The sequence below is a fragment of the Lentzea terrae genome (genome assembly GCF_003265345.1).
GTDB classification, from domain to species: Bacteria; Actinomycetota; Actinomycetes; order Mycobacteriales; family Pseudonocardiaceae; genus Lentzea; species Lentzea terrae.
In genome coordinates this window covers 93846-115435 of the sequence record NZ_QFWW01000004.1, presented here as the reverse complement: position 1 = coordinate 115435, position 21590 = coordinate 93846, and the positions used below count along the sequence as shown (strand labels likewise).

Below are 21590 nucleotides of genomic sequence, written 5' to 3'. Positions count from 1 at the left end.
CGCGCGACTAAAACCCCACGTCGTAGGCAGCCTACCCGGACCACCTGGTGAGACTCTTGAGCCGTGACGCGCGTGACTACTCTGTCCGGGTGTCGTCGACCGCCTTTGATGTGGAGGCCCCAGCAGCCGTGCATGAGAGCAATGCGCGCTCACGGATGGCTGAGGCGCTCAGACACCCCGCTGCGCTGTGGGCGGTTCCGGCCCTCATCTACCTCTTCGTCCGCCAGGTCGGCCTGTACGTCCTGCAGCTGGTCGTCGAGTACCAGAACAAGCTGCACGGCACGACCAACACCTCGCTCGGCGAGCTCAAGTCGTGGGACGGCGAGTGGTTCCTCGGCATCGCCGCCGGCGGCTACGACGACGTCCCCATCCGCCTGACCGACGCCGCGGGCAGGCGCAGCGCCGAGACGCCGCTCGCGTTCTTCCCCGGCTATCCCGCGCTGATCAGGTGGGTCGACAGCCTGCCAAGCGTGAGCGTGGAGGGCGCGGCCTTCGCGGTCAGCCTGATCAGCGGCCTGTTCTGCGCCTACGGCCTGTTCGTGCTCGGCCGTTCGGTGCGCGGCGGCTCGACCCGCACCGGCCTGATCCTGGTCACGCTCTTCTCCGCCTCCCCGATGGCCGTCGTGCTGTCCATGACCTACTCCGAGGCCACGTTCTGCGCGTTCGCCGTGTGGGCGCTGGTGGGTGTGGTGAAGAAGCAGTGGATCCTCGCCGGCGTCTGCTGTTCCGCCGCAGGTCTCGTCCGCCCCACCGCGGGTGCCCTGATCGCGGCCGTCGTCCTGGCGGCACTGGTCGCGCTGATCGCGGACCGGCGCGACTGGCGAGCCTGGGCAGGCGCCCTGATCGCCCCGCTGGGCCTGCTCGCCTACCTGGGCTGGGTCGCGTTCCGCACCGGCGACCTCGCGGGCTGGTTCGGCGTGCAGCAACGCGGCTGGGGCTCGAAGTTCGACGGCGGCGCGGCCACGCTGAAGTTCGCCTTCGAACACCTCGGCAACCCGCGCTCCGAGCTCGAGACCGGCACCGTCTGGCTGCTGATCCTCGCCGTGGTCCTCGTCTTCTACGCCTTCCAGCGCCGCCTGGAGTGGCCGTTGATCGTCTACGGCATCGGCGTGCTGATCATGGACATCGGCTCGAACGGCCTGATGAACTCCAAGGCCCGCCTGCTCCTGCCGGCCTTCACGCTGCTGGTCCCGCTGGCCCTGGTGCTGGCCCGCCGCCGCCTGTCCACCGTCCTGACCGTGCTGGGCGTGGCCATCCTGTTCAGCGCCTGGTTCGGCGCCTACGCGCTGGCCGTTTGGCAGTATGCGATCTGATGAACGAGCTGATCTCCAAGCGCTGGAGCCCGCGCGCTTTCTCCCCCGACGCCACGGTGTCCGACGACGAGCTGCGCGTCCTGCTGGAAGCCGCCCGCTGGGCCCCGTCCCACGGCAACAGCCAGCCGGCCCGCTTCATCGTCGGCAAGCGCGGCACCCCGACGTTCGACGCGATCTTCGAAACGCTGCGCCCAGGAAACAAGACCTGGGCGTTTCGCGCGTCCGTGCTGCTGGTCGGCTGCGTGATCACGGCCGACTCCCGCGGCGACCTGCCCAACACCGAGTTCGCCCTGGGCCTGGCCATGGAGAACATCGCCCTGCAGGCCGTCGACCTGGGCCTGATCGCACACATGATGGGCGGCTTCGACAAGACAGCCGCCCACTCCTCGTTCGCCATGCCCTCCGACGTGCGCCCGCTGGTCGTCATGGCAGTCGGCCGACCGGGCCGCTTAGAAGACCTCCCGGAGGACCTTCAGGCCCGTGAACAGCGCGAACGCCGCCGCCACCCGCTCTCCGAAACGGTCTTCACCGACACCTGGGGCCAGTCACTGTTCGGTTGAGAAGTACTTCGTGGCGACCTCGTTGTGCAGCGGAAACGCCAACGGCACGCACTCGAAGATCACCTTGCGCTCGGACGCCTCGTCGTTGGGCACGAACGGCGGCATGTCCTCGGCGTTGATCGCAGGCGCAGTGGCGAACAACAACACCGTCGCCCCGTCCGGCGTCGACACGAAGTGCAACGGCCGTAGGTCTTCAGGGTTGATTCGCACGTTCGCTTCTTCTTCAAGCTCGCGCGCGGCACTCTGCTGCCACGACTCACCGCGGTCCATGAACCCGCTGACGAACGCCAGCTGCCCCACCGGCGGAATCGCCCGCCTCACGGTGAGCAGCCCGGTCCGCGGCCCGTCCTTGACCGGCACGAGGAGCACCACGACGGGCACAGGGTTCGCCCACACCATGTGCGCGCAGTTTCCGCACGTCCGCGGATATGTCGCCGTGTCCGCATAGCTCGTGCCGCAGTTGTTGCAGAAGTCGTCGCGCGCCATGGCTCCGAACCTAGTTCAGCCGCCTCACGAGCTTAAGGACGATCGCTCGAACGGCCAGCCAGAACAACGCCGCCAGCCCGAAGTTGACGATGACTTTCAGCTTGGCGTCGGCAGGCGTGAAGAGATCCTTGAACGCGAGCGCGATCGGCTCCGCGAGCCCCTTGACCGTGCTCGTGATGGGGTTGCCCGGGTTGGCCCCGCCGACGGTCAGCACCACGTGCACCACGAGCACGACCGCCAGCGCGAGGCCGACCCAACTGACAACTGCTGCGGCGATCCCGACCACGCGCGTACGCATAGGCCGGGAATCTACTACTCAGTAGCGCGACACCACACGGGCAAGGATGCCGGTCACGACCAGCCAGAACACGGCGGCGAGACCGTAGTTCAGGAACACGTCGAGGTTGTAGTTGCCGGTGCCGAAGAGGCCGGGGAAGAACAGGGCGAGGGGCTCGGCGAGGGACTGGATGAACTTGAAGAACGCGTTCCCCTGGTTCGCGCCGAGAATGATCATCAGGATGTAGAGGATCTCGATCAGGGCGAAGACCACACCGATGCCGCTGATCACGCGTGAAGCCGTGCCGCGGCCACTGGTCGTACGTAATCTGGACATACCTGAACTTTTCCCGGATTCACGCCTGGCAAAACTTGCAGGTTGACAGCTTCGGGCACCCGCGAGAGCGAAGCCGCAGGCCAGCGGCGATGGCGCACACGAACCGGCGCGCACCCCAACGCAAGGCGAGCAGACTCGGTCACAACAAGTGACCGCATCCCACGATCCGGTCCCTCAGTTCCATCTTCACCCAACCTATGGCTACTCTGTCCGACGTGTGGCGTTCCCTCCTGCTTCGCTGCCGTGACGGGGTCTGATCAGACCGGCCCCCCGTCGCGGGCTTCAGCGTTGCCGCCGGTCGTTCCCGTGAGACGACCCGCAGGAGCACCAAATGACCTCCCACGACGACTACACGTCAGCAGACGCCTACACCTCGGGTAACAGCCGAATCCGCCAGCCAGCGCGCCCGGCCCCGGCCACCCAACCGACCTGGAACCGTCAGCTCGGCAGCAGCATGCCGTTCCACCGCTACCGCCCGTTCCACGAGGTAGTAGAGGTGATCGACGTCCCGGACCGCACCTGGCCGACCAAACGAGCAGAAAAAGCTCCGCAATGGTGCGCCGTGGACCTGCGGGACGGCAACCAGGCCCTGATCGACCCGATGTCGCCGGCCCGCAAGCGCAAGATGTTCGACCTGCTGGTCCGCATGGGCTTCAAGGAGATCGAGGTCGGCTTCCCGGCCGCGTCCCAGACGGACTTCGACTTCGTCCGCGAGATCATCGAGGACGGCGCGATCCCGGACGACGTGACCATCCAGGTGCTGACCCAGTGCCGCGAAGAGCTCATCGCCAGGACCTTCGAGTCCCTGCGCGGCGCGAACAAGGCGATCGTCCACTTCTACAACTCGACGTCGATCCTGCAGCGCCGAGTGGTGTTCCGGTCCGACCGCGACGGCATCAAGAAGATCGCCGTGGAAGCCGCGAAGTTCGCCAAAACTCAAGAACAGCAGTACCCCGAGACCGACTTCCGCTACGAGTACAGCCCGGAGTCCTACACCGGCACCGAGCTGACGTACGCGCTCGAGGTCTGCAACGCGGTCACAGACGTCATCCAGCCCACGCCCGAGAAGCCGCTGATCATCAACCTGCCGGCCACGGTCGAGATGGCGACGCCGAACGTCTACGCCGACTCGATCGAGTGGATGTCCAGGAACCTCGACAAGCGCGACTCGATCATCCTGAGCCTGCACCCGCACAACGACCGCGGCACCGGCGTGGCCGCGGCCGAGCTGGGGTACCTGGCCGGCGCGGACCGGATCGAGGGCTGCCTGTTCGGCAACGGTGAGCGCACCGGCAACGTCTGCCTGGTCACGCTGGCGATGAACATGTTCAGCCAGGGCATCGACCCGCAGATCGACTTCAGCGACATCGACGAGATCCGGCGCACGGTCGAGTACTGCAACCAGCTGCCCGTGCCCGAGCGGCACCCGTACGGCGGCGACCTGGTGTTCACCGCGTTCTCCGGCAGCCACCAGGACGCGATCAAGAAGGGCTTCGAGTCGCTCGAGGCCGACGCCAAGGACGCCGGGCAGCACGTCGACGACTTCCCGTGGGAGGTCCCGTACCTGCCGATCGACCCGAAGGACGTCGGCCGCAACTACGAGGCCGTCATCCGGGTCAACTCGCAGTCCGGCAAGGGCGGCGTGGCGTACCTGATGAAGCAGGAGCACCACCTCGACCTGCCGCGGCGCCTGCAGATCGAGTTCTCGCGGGTGATCCAGGAGGTCACCGACACGCAGGGCGGCGAGATCAACCCGAAGGAGATGTGGGACGCCTTCGCGGAGGAGTACCTGCACGGCAAGGTGCCGCTGTACCTGCTGAAGCACAAGGCTTCCTCCGACGGCAGCGGGCACGAGGAGATCACCGCGACGCTGCTGATCGACGGCGAGCAGCAGGAGATCACGGGTTCCGGCAACGGTCCGATCGCCGCGTTCGTCGACGCGCTCGCCTCGGTGGGCTACGACGTACGCGTGCTGGACTACGCCGAGCACGCGCTGTCCGCCGGTGACGACGCCCGCGCCGCCGCCTACCTCGAGTGCGCGGTGGGCGACCGGGTGCTGTGGGGCGTGGGCATCGACAGCTCAACGGTCGCCGCTTCGTTCCGCGCGATCGTCTCCGCCGTCAACCGCGCTAACCGGTAACAAGCGACGGGGAGGACGCGCGCGGCACCAGCTGCCGAGGCGCGCCCTCCCCGTTCGCCTGCACGGCCCAGATGCCCTCACCCGGCAGGCCGTAGGCGATGGTGTCGTTGTCGAGCCACACGACCTGGTCGTCGATCCCACGCGTCTCGGCCAGCGGTGTCTCCACCATCGTGCTCAGGTCCAGGACGTGCTGCCGCCACGGCCGCGCACCGTCGCCCGGCACCCGCTTCTTGAACGCCACGCGCTTGCCGTCCGGGGACAGCGACGGGCATTCGGCGTTCTCCCGCAACGGCTTCGCGAAGTTGTCGGTCGTGTCGGCCTTGATCAGGTGGGTCTTACCCCCGGTGGACAGCGTGGCGTAGTAGGTGTGGTCGTCCTCGGTGAACGTCACGCCCCAGTAGTTCCTGTCCTCCGCCCGCTTCATTCCGGGGACCCGCAGGTTCTCCAGGTTGCTCTGGTACAGCAGCGTTTCCCGGTCGTAGATGCCCGTGCGGGTGGAGAACGCACCGGTCTGCGCGTACGAGTCGCCGGTGACGAAGGTCGTCCAGGACGCCATGCGGCCGTCCGGCGACAGCTTCACGCGGTTCGGCACACCCGCGACGTCGATGCGGTGCGTCTCCGTGAGTGACTGGTCGACGAAGATCGCGACAGAGCCGGGGAACGGGCCACCACGGTCCGCGAGGCACAGCCCCTGCTTCGCCGCCGTGAAGAACCGCTTGCAGGACAACGAACTCACTCGCCGCGGACCATCGGGCGAGGACAGCGGAACCGACGCCACCTTGCCGCTCGCGTCGTCCACGAACAGCAACCGCCCGGTCGACAGCTCGACCGGGCCGGGCTCGATCGCGACCGGGATCTCCTCCGGCGTGCGCAGGGCGTAGGCGGTGGCGCCCACGCCCAACACGATCACGGCGGCGATGACGACAAGAACCCTCACCAAGCGAACCACGTCCACAACGCACCGAAGAGAACAGAAGAACTCGCCCGTGCGAGCACCTGGCCGGTCTGGAGCAGGGCCAGACCGGACGTCCGCAGCTCGTCCGGGATCATCGGTCCGGCTACGGCCATCAGCACGCCGTCCGTGCACGCGTAGAACAGGCCGTGCAACGCCAGAACGCCGACCAGCAGCGGAATCCCGGACGTGCCCGCGAACAGCAGGTACGCCCCGAGCAACGCGAGGTGGCCGACGAGGAACATCCGCCACCGGCCGACCCGGTCGGCCAACGCGCCCATCGGCACGGCGGCGAGCAGGTACACGCCGGCCGTGCCGAGGGGCAGCAACGCGATGTAAGCGACGTCGACTTCGAGCTTCTTCTGCAGCAACAGGTAGATGAACCCGTCGCCCAGCGTCAGGAACCCGAGCCCGCAGGTGACCAGGCAGACCCGCCGGAACGGCCTGGACCGCAGCAATCCGAACGCGCTCTTCAACGACACCGCGACGCGTGGCAGCACGTCGCGGTGATCCCGCACGAAGAGCACCAGAACGAGAACACCAAGCGCGGCGAAGCAGAAGCTCACCACGAACACCACGTCGTAGCGAGCCGGCAGTGTCCACAAGAGACAGAACGCGACCAGTGGACCGAGGAACGCGCCAACGGTGTCCATGGCACGGTGAACACCGAAGGCACGTCCGAGCGCCGAGGGTTCGCTGCTCAACGTGATCAGCGCGTCCCTGGGCGCGGTGCGCAAGCCCTTGCCGGTCCGGTCCCCGGCCAGCACCAGCCCCATGGCGGTGGCCGAGGTACCGGCAGCGAGCAGTCCGAGTTTGCCCACCGCGGAGATCCCGTATCCGAGTCCCGCCACGAGCTTGCGCCGTTGCCAGCGGTCAGCCGCATGACCGCCGACGATTCTCACGAGCGCCGTCACACCGGTGTAGATGCCGTCGAGCACACCGAACTGCAGTGGGGAGAACCCCAGCCCCAGCACGAGGTAGAGCGGCAGGATCGCGGTCACCATCTCGGACGAGACGTCCGTGAGCAGTGAGACCGCGCCCAGGGCGAACACGTTCCCCGCGATCCTGCCAGTGCCACCTGCAGCAGGAGCTTGTCGAGCGGTTGCGATGTACACGACGGCCTCCGATCAACGGCCAGAACCGGTCACTTGCAGGTGTAGGGACCGGCCTTGTCGCGCACCGTTCCTGCCGTGTCGATGACCTCCCACGAGTAGGAGCGGCCGGAGATGGTGAGCTTCATGACGCCGTGGCTGTCGTTGAAGTACTTCTCCGTGCCCTGGCGCGGGACGCGCTCCGAGTAGAGGTAGTCGCCACCGATGCCGACGATCGCCGACCGCACACCGTTGGTCTGGTCGATCACACCGCTCTTGTTCAACGGGGACAGTCGCTCGTAGTGGTGGTTGTGGCCGCCGAGCATCAGATCCGCCTTGGCGTCCGCGAACGCGTTCCAGAACGGCGCGATGTTCGGGTTGTCGCCGTACTTGCCGGAGCCGAACCGCGGGTGGTGCATGTAGCCGACGACGCAGGGCTTGGTGTTGGCGGCGAGGTCGGACTTGATCCAGCTGAGCTGCGCCGAGTCCGAACCGTTGTTGTCGATCGGGTCGGAGTCGACCGAGACGAAGTGGAACTCGCCCGCTTCCCAGCTGTAGTACGGCAGACCCTTCGGGTAGGCGATGGCGCCGAAGTACGACTTGTAACCGCGCAGCTGGTCGTACCACTCGTGGTTACCGGGCGAGGGCTTGGTGATGCTCTTCCACTTGCCCCACGACTTGTCGTAGTGGTTGCGGAACTCCGTCAGCGTTCCGTTGTCGTACTGGTTGTCGCCGACCGTCAGGATGTGGTTCGGCTTGATCTGCTCGATGAGCCTCGCGGTCTCGTAGTGCTCGCCGTTCGTCAGCGAGGCGATGTCACCGGCGACGACGATCGTGATGTTGTCACCGGGTCCGGCCGGCTGGGTCGTCGCCGTCACCGCGTTGCTCGCCGGCGAGAGGTTCCCCGCCGCGTCCCGTGCTTTGACCGTGTAGGTGAACGTCGTGCCGGACGCCAGACCGGTGTCGGTGAACGACGTGCCGGTGGGCGTGCCGACGACGCTGCCGTTGCGCAACACGTCGTACCCGGTCACGGCGATGTTGTCGCTCGCGGCCGTCCACTGCAGACTGACCGAGCTCGACGTCGTGCCGGTGCTGACGAGGTTCGCCGGCGCGGTCGGCGGCGTGTTGTCGCCGTCGCGGCTGCCCCAGACTTCGAGCTCCCACAACGAGTAGCCGTACGGCGTGCCGCGCTTGGTGCCGTAGATCCGCACGTAGCGCCCGGTGGTCGAGATCGCGATGTCGTCGATGCCGCCGTTCTGGCTGTAGAGCGTCTTCTTGGTGCTCCACGACGAGCCGTCGGCCGACGTCTGGATCTTGTACTCGGAGGCGTACGCGACCTCCCAGTTGAGCTTGACACGGGAGATCGTGGCGTTGCCGCCGAGATCGACCGCGATCCACTCCGGGTCGTGGCCTTCGAGGCTCGCCCACCGAGTGGTCGGATCTCCGTCCACGGCGTTGGCGCCGCCGAAGGTCGCAGCCTCCACGGACGAGACGGTGGTGGGTTTGCTGGCGGACAGCAGGGAATCAGCCGCACTGGCCGTGCCCGATGCCACGATCTGCGAGACCACCAGCGCTGACAGGGCTACGGCCACGCCTGTTCTGGTGCGTTTTCTGATCACTTCGTCCTCCTGGGCAAGGGCAGCGGCTCGAAGTATTGGTAAACAAGCTTTCCTATTGGACCTCGGAGGTTAATGACGGGTGAACAAGCAGGTCAAGACGGGTACCGAGCAGTCATCAGGTGTCATGCCGTGACTCGTTGAAGCGCCACAGGACGGCGATGGCGACGCTCACGCCCTGAATCAGGCCGAGCAGGAGGCGTCGCACCAAGTCATAGAGGCTGATCTGGCTGACAGGATCGGACAACGACCAGGTCACGCCGATTGCCGCGGTGAGGGCAACGAAGATCCAGAACTTGTACCGGGATTTCCCGGTACGTGACGGCCAGTCATGCCCTTTCGGACAGCGGGCCGCCATCCACGCCAACCGCGACACCACAATGGACAGCGAGCGCAGATCGACTTCCCACCTGTGGGCGGGCTGAAGAAACACCCAGGTCGGGATTGTTCATCTGGGTCACGTACGTTCACGGATCATGAGCACCACAGCCGCCAGCCTCGTCGTGCTGTTCCTGGTCGCCGTCGTGCCACTGGCACCGACGGAGGCCGTGCTCATCGGCGCCGGTGTCCTGGCCGCGTCCGGTGAGGTCCCGCTGTACCTGGTGGTCGCCGTCGCCGCGGCCGGATGCCTGGCCAGCGACATGATCAACTTTACGATGGGGCGGCGGATGGGCATGCGGGCGCTCGACCGCGTCAACAGGAACGTCAAGGCGCGGGCGATGGTCGTGTGGACCGCCGACCAGCTCGCGTCCAAAGGGGAGACGATCCTCATCGCGGCGCGGTTCCTGCCGGCCGGCGGCATCGTCGGGGCGTTGCTGGCGGGTGCGCTGAAGTGGCCGCTGCGCAGGTTCGTGCCGGTGGCGGCCATCGGGTCGGCGGTGTGGAGCCTCTACCCGGCCACGATGGGGTACATCGGCGGTCAGATCGTCGACGAGGCCTGGCTCGCGATGCTGCTGTCGTTCGCCGTGGCGATGCTCATCTCCATCCCCATCGGCATGGTGTGGCGTGCGCGCAACGCGGAGCGCACTCTCTCGTACGCCGAGGCGTCGTCGTAGAGCACGGCGAAGCGGTCGGCGGCGGCGAGGAGTGCGTCCACTTCGAAAGCCATCTGCGCGTCACCGCACAGCCGTTCCAGCAGTGAGATCCAGCGCAGGTTGAAGAGCATCAACGCGTCGCGCACGCGGCCGGGGCGGGCGGCGAACTCCGAGCGCGTCACGACGAAGAAGCAGCCGCCGGGGAACACCCGGCGCTTCGAGTAGTCGAGCCAGCGGCCGCACAGGTCCAGCAACGATCCGCCGGGAACCACGACCTCGCGGGAGAAGATCTCCGCGGCCGCGTGGACGGTGGAGATCTGCAGCTCTTCCTTGGCGCCGAAGTGCGAGAACACGCCGCTCTTGCTCATGCCGAGCTCGACCGCGAGCCGCCCGATCGTGACGCCTTCGAGGCCGTCCACCGACGCGATCTCAGCGGCCCTGAGCAGAATCGCCCCACGACTGTCCATCGGCCCAGGGCAACAGAGCAGTCTGGAGAAACGAACGGGGCCACCTCGAAAGGTGGCCCCGGATCGCGTTACGGGTTCAGCGCCTCGGTGACGGACGCCGGTCCCACGAGCGGGACGTCCGGCGAGAGGCCGTCGCCCTCCTCGACCAGGATCGGTTTGACCTCGTGCGGCTGGATCTCGCCGGACCGGATCTGCTCGGCGTAGTGGCACGCCACCTTGTGTCCCGGCTTGAGCTCGCGCAGCACCGGGCGTTCGGTGTCGCAGCGCGACGCCTGCCGCCACGGGCAGCGGGTGTGGAACCGGCAGCCGGTGGGCGGGTTGGCCGGCGACGGGAGGTCGCCCGCCAGCAGGATCCGTTCGCGCCGGTCCTCGACCACAGGGTCGGGCACCGGGATCGCCGACAGCAACGCCCGCGTGTACGGGTGCAGCGGCTCGGCGTAGAGGTCCTCCGCGCTCGCCTCCTCGACGAGCCCGCCGAGGTACATCACGCCGACCCGGTCGGAGATGTGCTTCACGACGGCGAGGTCGTGCGCGATCACCAGGTAGGTCAGGCCGAACTGCTCCTGCAGCTCCTCCATGAGGTTCACGACCTGCGCCTGCACCGACACGTCCAGCGCGGACACCGGCTCGTCGGCGACGATCAGGTCCGGCTCCAGTGCCAGCGCGCGGGCGATGCCGATGCGCTGCCGCTGACCGCCCGAGAACTCGTGCGGGTACTTGCGCAGCGCGGTGGACGGCAGGCCCACGGCCGACAGCAGCTCGCGCAGCCGCTTCGACGTGGACTCCTTGCCCTTGTCCAGGTCGTGCGCCCGCAGGCCCTCGACCAGGATCGACTCCACGGACTGACGCGGGTCGAGCGAGGACAGCGGGTCCTGGAACACCATCTGGATCCGGCGCCGCATCTTGCGCAGCTCCTCGCCCTTCAACGCCGAGAAGTCCTGGCCGTCGAAGACCATCTTGCCCGCGGTCGGCTCGTTCAGCCGCAGCATCGCCCGCCCGAGGGTGGACTTGCCGCAGCCGGACTCGCCGACCAGGCCGTAGGTCTCGCCGCGCTTGATCTCCAGGTCCACGCCGTCGACGGCGTAGACGTACCCGACGGTGCGGTCGATGAAGACGCCGCGCTTGATCGGGAAGTGCACCTTCATGTCCTGCACGGACACCAGGGTCTCGCTCACACCGGCACCTCCTCGGCGGCGGGAGTTCCCGGAACCACCGGGTTGTGGCAGCGGAGCAAGCGGCCCAGCTGGTCTTCTTCGGGAGGCGTGACCTGAACGCAGACGTCCAGCGCGTTCGGGCAACGGGGTGCGAACGCGCAGCCGTGCTCCCACGGGATGTTGTCCGCGACGGAACCCTTGATCGGCGTCAGCTTCTCGCCGGGCGCCGCGTCCAACCGCGGGATCGAGGCCAGCAGGCCGTGCGTGTACGGGTGGCGCGGCTCGGCGAAGAGCTTGTGCCGCATGGCCTTCTCGACCACCTTGCCGCCGTACAGCACGTTCACCTCGTCGCACAGGCCCGCGACGACACCCAGGTCGTGGGTGATCATCACCAAAGCAGTGCCGAGGTCCTGCACCAGTTCCTTCATCACCGACAGGATCTGGGCCTGGATGGTCACGTCCAGCGCCGTCGTCGGCTCGTCCGCGATCAGCAGCTTCGGCCGGCACGCCAGCGCGATCGCGATGAGCGCGCGCTGCCGCATCCCGCCGGAGAGCTGGTGCGGGTACTCCTTGAGCCGGCGGTTCGGGTCGGGGATGCCGACCTTGTCCAGCAGGTTCTTCGCCTCGATCATGGCTTCCTTGCGGGACAGCCCGCGGTGCCGTTCGAGCACCTCGGTGACCTGCAGGCCGATCGGGACGACGGGGTTGAGCGACGACAGCGGGTCCTGGAAGACCATGCCGAGGTCGCGGCCACGACGGTCGCGCATCTCCTTGTCGGAGAGCTTGAGCAGGTCCGTGCCGTCGTACTTGACGGTGCCACTGATCTTCGCGCCGCGCTTGGGCAGCAGACCCATGATCGCCAACGATGTCACGGACTTGCCGCAGCCCGACTCGCCGACCAGACCGACGGTCTGGCCCGGCTCGACGTCGAAGCTGACGCCGTCGACGGCGCGGAACGGCTCCTCGCCCTTGCGCTGGAACACGACGGTGAGGTCACGTACTTCGAGCAGTGCCACGACGACTCACCGCCTGTTCTTCGGGTCGAGGGCCTCGCGCAGCGTCTCGCCCATGAGCGTGAAGCCGAGCGCCACGATGATGATGCAGATGGCCGGGTACGCCGCGAGGTGCGGATGCGTGTCGAAGACGTTCTGCACGTCGCCGAGCATCTGCCCCCACTCCGGGATCCGGTCGTCCGGGTTGCCGAGGCCGAGGAACGACAGTGCTGCCGCCTCGATGATCGCGGTGGCCAGCACCAGCGTGGACTGCACGATCACCGGGCTGAGCGAGTTCGGCAGCATGTGCCGGAACACGATCGCGCCCTTCTTCACGCCGAGCGCGGTCGCCGCCAGCACGTGGTCGCTGTGCCGTTGCGCGAGCATCGAGCCTCTGAGCAACCGGGCGAACACCGGGATCTGCACGATCGCGACCGCGAGGATCACGGTGAACTGGCTGGGCTTCGCGAACATCGCCGCGATCGAGAACGCCAGCAGCAGCGACGGCAGCGAGAGCATGACGTCGACGAGACGCATGACCACCGAGTCGACCCAGCCACCGAGCGCACCCGCGAGCGTGCCCAGGAACAGGCCGCCGGCCAGGCCGATCAGCGTCGCACCGACACCGACGATCAACGTCTGCTGCGAACCGACCAGCAGGCGCGACAGGAAGTCGCGGCCCTGCAGGTCGCCACCGAGCGGGTGGCCCGGCTGCGCGGGCGGGATCTCGTTGCGCGCCTTGACGACCTGGTCGATCAGCATCGGCTCGGACGGGTTGTGCGGCGCGAGCCACGGCGAGAGCACCGAGACCACGATGAAGAGGCCGATGATCACCGCGCCGGTGAGGAACACCGGACTGCGGCGCAGCCTCTTCCACGCGCTCGCGGCCAGCGAGACACCCGCGGACTCGGCGACCCCGTCGATCTTTTCCTTCTTCGAAGAAAGTCCAAGAACCACTGCGCTCACCTCGTCCTGATGCGCGGGTCGATGAGCGCGTACGAGAGGTCGACCAACAGGTTGACCACGACGTACACGATCGTGGCCATGATGATCAGCAACAACAGCACCGGGTAGTCCCGGCGTTCGAACCCGATGGCGAGCGCCTGACCGACACCGGGGATCGAGAACACCTTCTCGGTGAGCACCGCGCCGGAGAGCAGCGCACCGGTCTGCAGACCGATCGTCGTGACGACCGGCAGCATCGCGTTGCGCAGCACGTGCCGGCGGCGGATCAGCTGTGCGGTGAGACCCTTGGCCTCGGCGGTGCGCACGAAGTCCTCGTCGAGCACGTCGAGCACGGCCGCCCTGGTGATGCGGAAGATCACCGCGAACGGGATCGTGGCGAGCGCGATGGACGGCAGGATCAGGTGTTCCAGCGCGTCGAACGTCGCGTCCCACTCACCGGTGAGCACGCCGTCGAGGGTGAAGAAGCCGGTGACGCGGGTGGCGTTGATGTCGCCCTGCCTGCCCTGCGACGGGAGGCCGAGGCCGACCGACGCGGCGTCCTTGAGGACGTAGGCGAGGAAGAACACCGGCACGGCCACGCCGATGAGCGAGCCGATGACGCTGAAGTTGTCGAACCAGCCGCCGCGGCGCTTCGCGGCGAGATATCCGAGCGGGACGCCGATCGCGATCGCGATCACGATCGCGAAGAAGCTGAGCTCGATCGTCGCAGGGAACCGCTGGAGGAAGATGTCGAGCGCCGAGTCACCGGGCTGAACACCGGTGGAGACGCCGAAGTCGCCGGTCGCGGCGCGACCGAGGAACTTGATGTACTGGACGAAGATCGGTTGATCGAGGCCGAGCTGCTTGGTGAGTTCAGCCGCCTTCTCCGGAGTAGAGCGATCTCCCAGGAGGGCCGAAACCGGCCCTCCTGGGAGAAGTCGCATCCACGCGAAGAGCAGCAGCGAGAGCACCAGCACCACGCCGACCAGCTGAACCAGCCGTCGAATCGTGTAGCGGAGCACTTGAGCTACCCCGTTGTTCTCTTGTGGTGGGAGCTAGTTCGCTCAGCCCTTGGAGGCCGGGCCGAACTTCTCGTCGGTCAACGGGCTGGGCACAACACCCTTGATGTCCGACTTGAACACCAGAGCGGGCGGCGAGTGCGACAGCGGCACCGCCGGGAGGTACTGCTCCATGATCTTCTTGTTGAGCTCCTGGTACATCTTCGTGCGCTTGGCCTCGTCCGGCTCGGCACTGGCCTTCGCCAGGTCCTCCGCGAGCGTCTTGCCCCACGGCGACGCGCCGGTGTTGAAGCGGTTGTCGGCGCGGCCGAAGAACGTGCCGACCCAGTTGTGAGCCGTGCCGTTGTCACCGGTCCAGCCGAGCAGGAACAGGTCCGGGATGCCCTGGTCGACGTCGGTCAGGTAGCCACCGTTCCACGGCTTCGTGACGACCTCGATCTTGATGCCGGCCTTCTGCAGGTCGCCGGAGATCGCGCCGAACAGGTCCTTCGGGGACGGCATGTACGGACGCGTGACCTCGGACGGCCAGTAGAACTTCAGCGTCAGGTCGGACGCGCCGGCCTCGGCCAGCAGCGACTTCGCCTTCTCCAGGTCGTACGGAGTCGCCTTGAGGTCCTTGTTGTAGCCGTCGACGGTCTCGGGCATGAACTGCGTGGCGACCTTGGCGCCCTCCGGCAGCTGCGACTTGACCATCTGCTCGCGGTTGATCGCGTACATCAGGGCCTGGCGGACCTTGAGGTCCTGCAGCTTCGGGTTGTTCTTCTGGTTGATGCCCAGGTAGAAGACGTTGAACGCCGGGCGGATCGCGACGTTGAAGCCGTCGGACTTCAGGCCGGCCCAGTCAGCCGCGTTCGGCAGGTCGTAACCGTCGATGTCGCCGGCCTTGAGCGCCTGCTTGCGGGCGGTCTCGTCCGGGATGATCTTGAAGACGATCTTGTCCAGCTTGGCCTTCGTGCCGTGGTAGTCGTCGTTGCGGACGAGCTCGACGGTGTTGTTGGCCTTGTCGTACTTGCCGAACTTGAACGGGCCCGTGCCGGTCGGGTGCTCGTTCGCGTAGGCCGGGTAGGTGAAGGCGTCACCGGCGGCCTGGACGTTGTCCGCGTCGTACTTCTTCAGCGCGTCTGGGCTGGAGATCGAGAACGACGTGAAGCCGAGGACCGACGGGAACTGCGAGGTGACCTCGTTCAGCTCGATGACCGCGGTCTTGGCGTCCTTGGCCGTGCAGGACTTGTACAACGAGGGCTTGTCCGGCGTGGTCTTGAACCCGCCGAAGTTGTCCAGCCAGTACTGCGAGACGGCGTCGCTCTGCCCCGCACCCTTCTGGTTGTACCAGCGCTCGAAGTTGAAGCACACGGCCTCGGCGTTGAACGCCGTGCCGTCGTGGAACTTCACGTTCTCCTTGAGGGTGAAGGTCCACGTCTTGCCGTCGGTGCTGGGCTCGTACTTGGTCGCCAGCGCGGGCTCGACCTCGGCCGTACCGGGCTTGAAGCCGACCAGGCCCTCGTACATCTGGCGAGCAACCCGGAAGGTCTCGCCGTCGGTCGCGTAGAACGGGTCGAAGAGCTTCGGTGCGCCTGCAGCACCGAAGGTCAGCGTGCCGCCCTGCTTGCCGCCACCACCAGAGTCGCGCTGGGATTGCGCGCAACCGGACAGGGCCAGCGCGCTGACGCTGAGGAAGCCGATCGCGGCAACCCAACGGCGGCGAGCCGTTACTGAGTGGACCATCAAAACACCCCTTGGACAATCCGCACATCTCACGGTGTGGTCGCCGACCATAACCGTTGTACATACCCCCTCCGGGGCTACTCAGGTCACGATCCGGCCACTAGACCAGGCATTCTGATACGTCCGGCGCATGTCCGCTGACCCAACGTGAGCACCACGGATACGTCGAACGCTCTCCTAGGCTGTAGAAACAACACCGACACGCGGAGGAGGTCACATGAGCAGGCAGGTCGAGTTCCGCGTGCTCGGCCCACTCCAGGTCCTCCTCGACTCCGAACCTTTGCTGGTCCGCGCCGGCCGTCAGCGGGCGCTGCTCGTGTCGTTGTTGCTGCGTGCGGGCACCAGCGTGTCCGTGGACGAGCTGGCGGCGAACGTGTGGGGTGAAGATCCTCCGTCGCGCGCCAGAGCCACCCTCCAGACCTATGTGATGCGTCTCAGACAGCTGCTCGGGCCATCGGTGCCGATCAGGACCGTCCCGGACGGCTACTTGATCGATGTGGACGAGAAGACCATCGACCTGATGCGCTTCGAGCCGTTGATCGAACTGGGCGAGCAGGAGCGCGCCGCCGGCAACCTGCAGGCCGCCTCGGCCGCGTTCGCCGCCGCGCTCGGGCTCTGGCGGGGTCCGGCGCTGGTCGACGTGCCGTCGGAGATCCTGCACCGCGACGAGGTGCCGCGGCTGAACGAACGTCGCCTGCACGTGCTGGAACGCCGGGTCGAGGTCGACCTCGAACTGGGCCGCCACGGCGAGCTGGTCGCGGAGCTGTCCCGGCTGACCAGCGAACATCCGTTGCGCGAGCGGTTCTGGGCGCAGCTGATGGTGGCGCTGTACCGGTCCGGCCGGCAGAGCGAGGCACTGGCCGCCTACCAGCGGGTTTCCCGTCTTCTGGGTGACGAGCTGGGCATCGATCCCGGTGACGAGCTGCGGCGGGTGCACGGCCAGGTGCTGTCCGGGTCGATCGACTCGGTGGCGGCTGCTTCTACTGGTGCTTCCGTCGTGGCCGCGAAACCCGAGCGGGTCGTTCCTTCACAGTTGCCAGCTGACATCCCGGACTTCGTCGGCCGCGACGAGGCCGTGTCGTTGATCGTGGCGCTGCTGCGGACCGCGCAGGGCGTGCCGGTCGTGACGCTGGCCGGTCCGCCGGGTGTGGGCAAGACGGCGCTGGCCGTGCACGCGGCGCACCGGATGAGGGCCGACTTCCCGGACGGTCAGCTGTACGTCAACCTGCGCGGATACGCCCCAGGGCCGCCGTTGAGCGCGGTCGACGTGCTGCCGCGGTTCCTGCGCGCGCTCGGGACGGAACCCGACCAGGTGCCGCTCGACCAGGACGAGCAGGAGGCGATGTTCCGGTCGACCCTGACCGGTCAGCGCGTGCTGTTGCTGCTGGACAACGCGTCTTCGGCCGAGCAGATCCGGCCGCTGCTGCCCGGTTCGCCGGGATGTGCGGTGCTGGTGACCTCACGCGACACGTTGCGTGGTCTGGCCGTGTCGCACGCCGCCTCGAACGTGCGGCTGGACGTGCTGGACTGGAACGAGACCAAGGCGTTGTTGGCGGGCATTTTGGGTGCGGACGAGGTGGCGTCCCAAGAGGAGGCCGCACTCGAGCTCGCGGCGTTGTGCGCGCATCTGCCATTGGCTTTGCGTATCGCAGCGGCGAACCTCGTGTCGCGTCCGGAGCTGTCCATTGCGGACTACGTGGAGGAGCTGCGGGCGGGCAACCGGCTCGCCGCGCTGGCCGTCGAAGGCGACGAACGGGTCGCGGTGCACGCGGCGTTCGATCTGTCCTACACGGCCCTGAAGCCCGAGCTCGCGCAGATGTTCCGGTTGCTGTCGCTGGTTCCCGGCACTGACTTCACGCCGGAGATGGCGGCCGCGCTGTCGGGACTGACCACTCAGGACGCTCGCCGTCGGCTGGACCGGCTGGCCACCGCGAACCTGATCGCGAACCACGCGCCGTCGCGCTACCAGTTCCACGACCTGCTGCGCGACTACGCGGCCGAGCGCCTGGCGTTCGAGGAGGGCCGCGCGGACTCCCGGTTGGCGTTGCGGCGCCTGGTCGACTGGGCGGTGCGTTCGGTCGACAACGCGACGTCCGCGATGAAGTCGGCGCTGTTCCGCTTCCCGCGTCCCGCTCCGCTGGACGGTGTGCCGCCGCGGACGTTCAGCACCTCCACCGAGGCGTTGACGTGGCTGGACGTCGAGCGCGCCAACCTGGTGGCGCTGGTCGCGCACGCCGTGGAGCGCGACCCCGAAAATTCGCCGTGGCAGCTGGCCGACGCGCTGCGCGGCTACTTCTACATGCAGGGTCTGACCGCGGAGTGGCGGGAGACCGCGAAGGCCGGGCTGCTCGGGGCCCGAGCGCCGCGGGACGAGCTCGGCCAGCTCGCGATGCTGTCGTCGCTGGGCACGCTGTACTGGGTGACCGGGCAGCACCGCAACGCGCTCGGCTACTACCAGCAGGCCATCGCGCTGCAGGAACACATCGACCTGCCGGAGGCCGAGGCCGCCGTGCTGTCCAACGCGGGCAGCGTCTACATCGACCTCGGCGAACTGGAGCACGCCGCCGACCACCTGGAACGCGCCCTGGTGATCACCCGCCGGATCGGTGCCTTCCAGGTGCAGGCCAACGCACTGTTCAACCTCGGCGGCGTCTACATGCAGCTGGGCCAGCTCGACCGCGCGGCGGCGACGTTCGAGGAGGCGCTGGAAGCCGGCAAGCGCATCGACTCGTGGTTCACCCAGGCGAACTCCATGCGCGCGTTGGGCGAGGTGCACGCGTGGCGCGGCAGGCCGGACCTCGGCGCGTCCTACTTCGTGCGCGCGAGCGAGCTGTACGAACGTGCGGCCGCCCGCAACTTCGGCCACACCGTGCACGAGGGCATGGCGATCACGCTGATCATGCGCGGCCGGTACGACGAGGCCGCCGTCGAGGCGTCGCTGGCCATGCAGATCGCACAGGAGCTGGAGAACGTCAAGAGCGTCTGCGACGCGATGAACCTGCTCGGGCGTGCTCTGGAAGGCGCTGGGCGGCTCGCCGAGGCGATCGAGCAGTTCTCGTCGGCGCTGTCGATCGGCGTGGAGACCGGCTACTCGTGGGGCGTCTGCCTCGCCCGGCGCGGGCTGGCGTCGGCGTACCGCGGGGTGGGCCGGTATGCCGAAGCCCTGTCGATGGCGACCTCAGCGCTGGTCGAGGCCGGACGGTCGCAGTTCCGGCTGGCGGAGATGGAAGTGCTGCTCGTGCTCGGCCGGACCCATCTGGACACCTCGGACGCCTCCGGTGCGTTGGAGTGCGCCTTGCGGGCAGCTGCCGTCGGTTCGGACTCCGGGCACCGCTGGGTTTACGGACGTGCTTTGCAGTTGGCCGGCGACGCGTCCGCGGGGTTGGGCGACGTGGAGGGTGCTCGGTCGTACTGGGCGTCGTCGCTGGAGGTGTTCAGCTCGATCGGTACGCCTGAGGCGCTGGTCGTGCAGGCTCAGCTCGAGGTGACGACGTAGTCCGCTCGTTGCCTGGTCTCGTCCACCGCGAACCAGCCTCTTTCGTACTGCTGCCAACGGATGAAGTGTTGCCGGCTTTGTTCGCCGTCTCTTCTGACCGCGCGTTCCAGCCTGGCTCGTTCGTCTCCGTGGTCGACGAAGATGGCTGCGTTCAGTCGCGTGTTTGCTTTCCTGGCTGAGGAAAAGCCTTCGAGGATGATCGTCCCTTGTGGATGAATCGTCACTTCCTCGCCCTGTTCGACGCACGGGAAGCCTTGGGACCAGTCGGTTTTGCGGTAGTGGCCCGGTCTGCCGTTGGCTACCTCTGTCAGCGCTTTGACGAGCCTCGGCCACCACTTCGTGGTCGGGTCGTCCCACGTTGCGAAGTGGTCAGTGCTGATCAGCTGGGCGTTCAGGTTGTCGGCGAGTTCTCTTGCGAACGTCGACTTGCCCGCGCCTGACGGGCCGTCCACCGCGACCAGGCGGGTGTTGCCCAGTCGCGGTGGAGCTTGGGTCACATGCTCCGGCGACCAGATAGCGCACGTCCCAGGGTGAGCTCGTCCGCGAACTCCAGGTCGCCGCCCATCGGCAGGCCGCTGGCCAGCCTCGTGACGGTGAGGCCCGGGAAGTCCCTGAGCATCCGGACCAGGTAGGTGGCCGTGGCCTCGCCCTCGGTGTTGGGGTCCGTGGCGATGATGACCTCGGAGATGTCCACGCCGTCGGTGGCCGTGCCGATCCGGTTGAGCAGCTGGCGGATGCGGAGCTGGTCCGGTCCGACCCCGCTCAGCGGATCGAGCGCGCCGCCCAGGACGTGGTAGCGGCCCTTGAACTCCCTGGTGCGCTCGATCGCCTGGACGTCCTTCGGCTCCTCGACCACGCAGACCAGGCTGAGATCGCGCTTCGGGTCGCGGCAGATGCGGCACCTGGTCTCTGCACTCACGTTGCCGCAGACGTCGCAGAAGACAACGCCTTCCTTGACCTTCTGGAGTGCTTGCTGGAGCCGCTCGATGTCAGCCGGTTCCGCGGCCAGGAGGTGGAAGGCGATCCGCTGGGCGCTCTTGGGGCCGACGCCTGGGAGTCTGCCCAGCTCGTCGATCAGGTCCTGTACTGGGCCCTCGTACACGGGTCAGCCGGTTTCTCAGCCGAGCAGTCCGCCGAGGCCGCCCTGGGCCAGCGGGCCGAGCTTCTGCTCCACCAGCTGCTGGGCCCTCTGGTTGGCGTCCTTGATCGCGGCGATGACCAGGTCCTGGAGGGTCTCCACGTCTTCCGGGTCGACGATCTTCGGGTCGATGGTCAGGCTGACCAGCTCGCCGCCGCCCGTGACGGTCGCGGTGACCAGGTTGTTGCCCGCGTTGCCGGTGACCTCGGTGTTGGCCAGCTCTTCCTGGGCGGTTGCCATCTGCTGCTGCATGTTCTGGGCCTGCTGGAGCAGGGCCTGCATGTCGAACTGACCGGGTTGCACCGCTGGTCCTCTCGGGTTTGGGGTGTTGGTTCCCAGCGTACGGGCTTTGGTCGGGGTGGCTTTGAGGGGCGCGGATTTGTGGGGTGGTTGCCTTGCGGGGTGGTTGCCTTGCGTTGGGGTGCGCGCCGGGTGCGTAGGTGGTGCGGTCCGGGTGGGTCCCCGGCACGAGCCGTGGACCCACCCGAAGCGCACTGAAAAGCAGCTTGCCTGCGGCGTCACCAACTGCTCGGATTCGCCAACGCGGGAGAACTTGGAGTCTGCAAGTACGCCGACATGTTGAAGGCCCGGCGTTGTGTCGGGGCCGGTGGCGGGTGGGCCGTCGCTTGTGGACCGTGAGCCGGGCGCTTGTGGGACTACGCCTTCTTCAGCGGGCGGGCGCCCAGTTCGTCGGCCAGGAGTTTGAGCATTGCTTCTTCTGGGTCCTGGCTTTGGGGCATTGCGTCCGGGTCCGCTGGGCGGGCCGCTTCGGCCAGCATCGCCTCTTCGTCGTCCGGTTCTGGTTCCGGCGGGAGGGGGTCGTCTGGCTCTGGCGGTTCTGGGGGCGGG

Annotated in this window: 19 protein-coding genes and 3 pseudogenes; 5 read left to right on the top strand and 17 right to left on the bottom strand. The window is 67.4% G+C overall.

Annotation, left to right across the window (positions count from 1 at the left end; genetic code table 11):
- Positions 1-155 precede the first annotated feature (155 nt).
- Together DI276_RS07345 and DI276_RS07340 are read left to right on the top strand one after the other, a co-directional pair.
- On the top strand, positions 156-1313 hold the full coding sequence (locus DI276_RS07345) for a hypothetical protein (protein ID WP_112262519.1): 1158 nt from the start codon (positions 156-158) through the stop codon (positions 1311-1313).
- Complete coding sequence (locus DI276_RS07340; protein WP_112262518.1) at positions 1313-1873, top strand: nitroreductase family protein; 561 nt, start codon at positions 1313-1315, stop codon at positions 1871-1873. Before DI276_RS07345 ends, DI276_RS07340 begins: the two co-directional genes overlap by 1 nt.
- On the opposite strand, the gene DI276_RS07335 is transcribed toward DI276_RS07340, so the two are convergent.
- Genes DI276_RS07335 through DI276_RS07325 form a run of 3 tightly spaced genes read right to left on the bottom strand, consistent with a single transcriptional unit; the run spans position 1859 to position 2972 of the window.
- Complete coding sequence (locus tag DI276_RS07335) at positions 1859-2359, bottom strand: NUDIX domain-containing protein (RefSeq protein ID WP_112262517.1); 501 nt, start codon at positions 2357-2359, stop codon at positions 1859-1861. The genes DI276_RS07340 and DI276_RS07335 overlap by 15 nt on opposite strands.
- A gap of 10 nt (positions 2360-2369) precedes the next feature.
- A complete protein-coding gene (locus tag DI276_RS07330; protein WP_112262516.1) occupies positions 2370-2645 on the bottom strand; it encodes a hypothetical protein in 276 nt (91 codons plus the stop codon).
- A 30-nt stretch (positions 2646-2675) separates the two neighbouring features.
- Complete coding sequence (locus tag DI276_RS07325) at positions 2676-2972, bottom strand: hypothetical protein (protein WP_112262515.1); 297 nt, start codon at positions 2970-2972, stop codon at positions 2676-2678.
- A gap of 331 nt (positions 2973-3303) precedes the next feature.
- Here DI276_RS07325 and leuA point away from each other — a divergent pair, with 331 nt between their 5' ends.
- The gene (leuA, locus tag DI276_RS07320; protein WP_112262514.1) at positions 3304-5112 is read left to right on the top strand and encodes a 2-isopropylmalate synthase; all 1809 of its coding nucleotides are present in this window, start codon (positions 3304-3306) and stop codon (positions 5110-5112) included.
- Here leuA and DI276_RS50775 read toward each other — a convergent pair.
- The 4 genes and pseudogenes from DI276_RS50775 to DI276_RS07305 all read right to left on the bottom strand — a co-directional run bounded on the left by DI276_RS50775 (position 5102) and on the right by DI276_RS07305 (position 9204).
- Entirely contained in the window at positions 5102-6007 is a 906-nt protein-coding gene (locus DI276_RS50775) for a hypothetical protein (protein WP_408610508.1), read from the bottom strand. The genes leuA and DI276_RS50775 overlap by 11 nt on opposite strands.
- Positions 5993-7179 (bottom strand): annotated as a pseudogene (locus tag DI276_RS50770) (MFS transporter); the annotation flags it as partial. The gene DI276_RS50775 and the pseudogene DI276_RS50770, both read right to left, overlap by 15 nt.
- A gap of 29 nt (positions 7180-7208) precedes the next feature.
- A complete protein-coding gene (locus DI276_RS07310) occupies positions 7209-8774 on the bottom strand; it encodes a discoidin domain-containing protein (RefSeq protein ID WP_332874622.1) in 1566 nt (521 codons plus the stop codon).
- Positions 8775-8889: 115 nt separating this feature from the next.
- The gene (locus tag DI276_RS07305; RefSeq protein WP_112262513.1) at positions 8890-9204 is read right to left on the bottom strand and encodes a hypothetical protein; all 315 of its coding nucleotides are present in this window, start codon (positions 9202-9204) and stop codon (positions 8890-8892) included.
- A 43-nt stretch (positions 9205-9247) separates the two neighbouring features.
- On the opposite strand from DI276_RS07305, the pseudogene DI276_RS07300 reads away from it, so the two are divergent.
- Positions 9248-9670, top strand: a pseudogene (locus DI276_RS07300) (DedA family protein); the annotation flags it as partial.
- Positions 9671-9690: 20 nt separating this feature from the next.
- Here DI276_RS07300 and DI276_RS07295 read toward each other — a convergent pair.
- The 6 genes from DI276_RS07295 to DI276_RS07270 all read right to left on the bottom strand — a co-directional run bounded on the left by DI276_RS07295 (position 9691) and on the right by DI276_RS07270 (position 16107).
- Positions 9691-10272, bottom strand: coding sequence for a TetR/AcrR family transcriptional regulator (locus DI276_RS07295; protein WP_112262512.1), 582 nt, complete (start codon positions 10270-10272; stop codon positions 9691-9693).
- Positions 10273-10340: 68 nt separating this feature from the next.
- The gene (locus DI276_RS07290) at positions 10341-11417 is read right to left on the bottom strand and encodes an ABC transporter ATP-binding protein (RefSeq protein WP_112262748.1); all 1077 of its coding nucleotides are present in this window, start codon (positions 11415-11417) and stop codon (positions 10341-10343) included.
- A 26-nt stretch (positions 11418-11443) separates the two neighbouring features.
- Positions 11444-12442 (bottom strand): ABC transporter ATP-binding protein, encoded by a 999-nt coding sequence (locus tag DI276_RS07285; RefSeq protein ID WP_112262511.1) that lies wholly within the window; start codon positions 12440-12442, stop codon positions 11444-11446.
- 6 nt (positions 12443-12448) lie between these two features.
- A complete protein-coding gene (locus tag DI276_RS07280; RefSeq protein WP_198680499.1) occupies positions 12449-13375 on the bottom strand; it encodes an ABC transporter permease in 927 nt (308 codons plus the stop codon).
- 5 nt (positions 13376-13380) lie between these two features.
- The gene (locus DI276_RS07275; protein WP_112262509.1) at positions 13381-14385 is read right to left on the bottom strand and encodes an ABC transporter permease; all 1005 of its coding nucleotides are present in this window, start codon (positions 14383-14385) and stop codon (positions 13381-13383) included.
- 42 nt (positions 14386-14427) lie between these two features.
- Positions 14428-16107, bottom strand: coding sequence for an ABC transporter substrate-binding protein (locus tag DI276_RS07270; RefSeq protein ID WP_112262508.1), 1680 nt, complete (start codon positions 16105-16107; stop codon positions 14428-14430).
- Between the two features lie 217 nt (positions 16108-16324).
- Here DI276_RS07270 and DI276_RS07265 point away from each other — a divergent pair, with 217 nt between their 5' ends.
- A complete protein-coding gene (locus DI276_RS07265) occupies positions 16325-19603 on the top strand; it encodes an AfsR/SARP family transcriptional regulator (protein WP_112262507.1) in 3279 nt (1092 codons plus the stop codon).
- Here DI276_RS07265 and DI276_RS07260 read toward each other — a convergent pair.
- The 4 genes and pseudogenes from DI276_RS07260 to DI276_RS51870 form a co-directional block, all read right to left on the bottom strand.
- The gene (locus tag DI276_RS07260) at positions 19582-20100 is read right to left on the bottom strand and encodes a uridine kinase family protein (RefSeq protein WP_112262506.1); all 519 of its coding nucleotides are present in this window, start codon (positions 20098-20100) and stop codon (positions 19582-19584) included. The genes DI276_RS07265 and DI276_RS07260 overlap by 22 nt on opposite strands.
- Positions 20097-20705 carry a recombination mediator RecR gene (gene recR, locus DI276_RS07255; protein ID WP_112262505.1) on the bottom strand — a complete coding sequence of 203 codons (609 nt, stop codon included), beginning with the start codon at positions 20703-20705 and terminating at the stop codon, positions 20097-20099. Before recR ends, DI276_RS07260 begins: the two co-directional genes overlap by 4 nt.
- A 15-nt stretch (positions 20706-20720) precedes the next feature.
- A complete protein-coding gene (locus tag DI276_RS07250) occupies positions 20721-21023 on the bottom strand; it encodes a YbaB/EbfC family nucleoid-associated protein (protein WP_112262747.1) in 303 nt (100 codons plus the stop codon).
- A 374-nt stretch (positions 21024-21397) separates the two neighbouring features.
- Positions 21398-21590: pseudogene (locus DI276_RS51870) on the bottom strand (hypothetical protein); the annotation flags it as partial.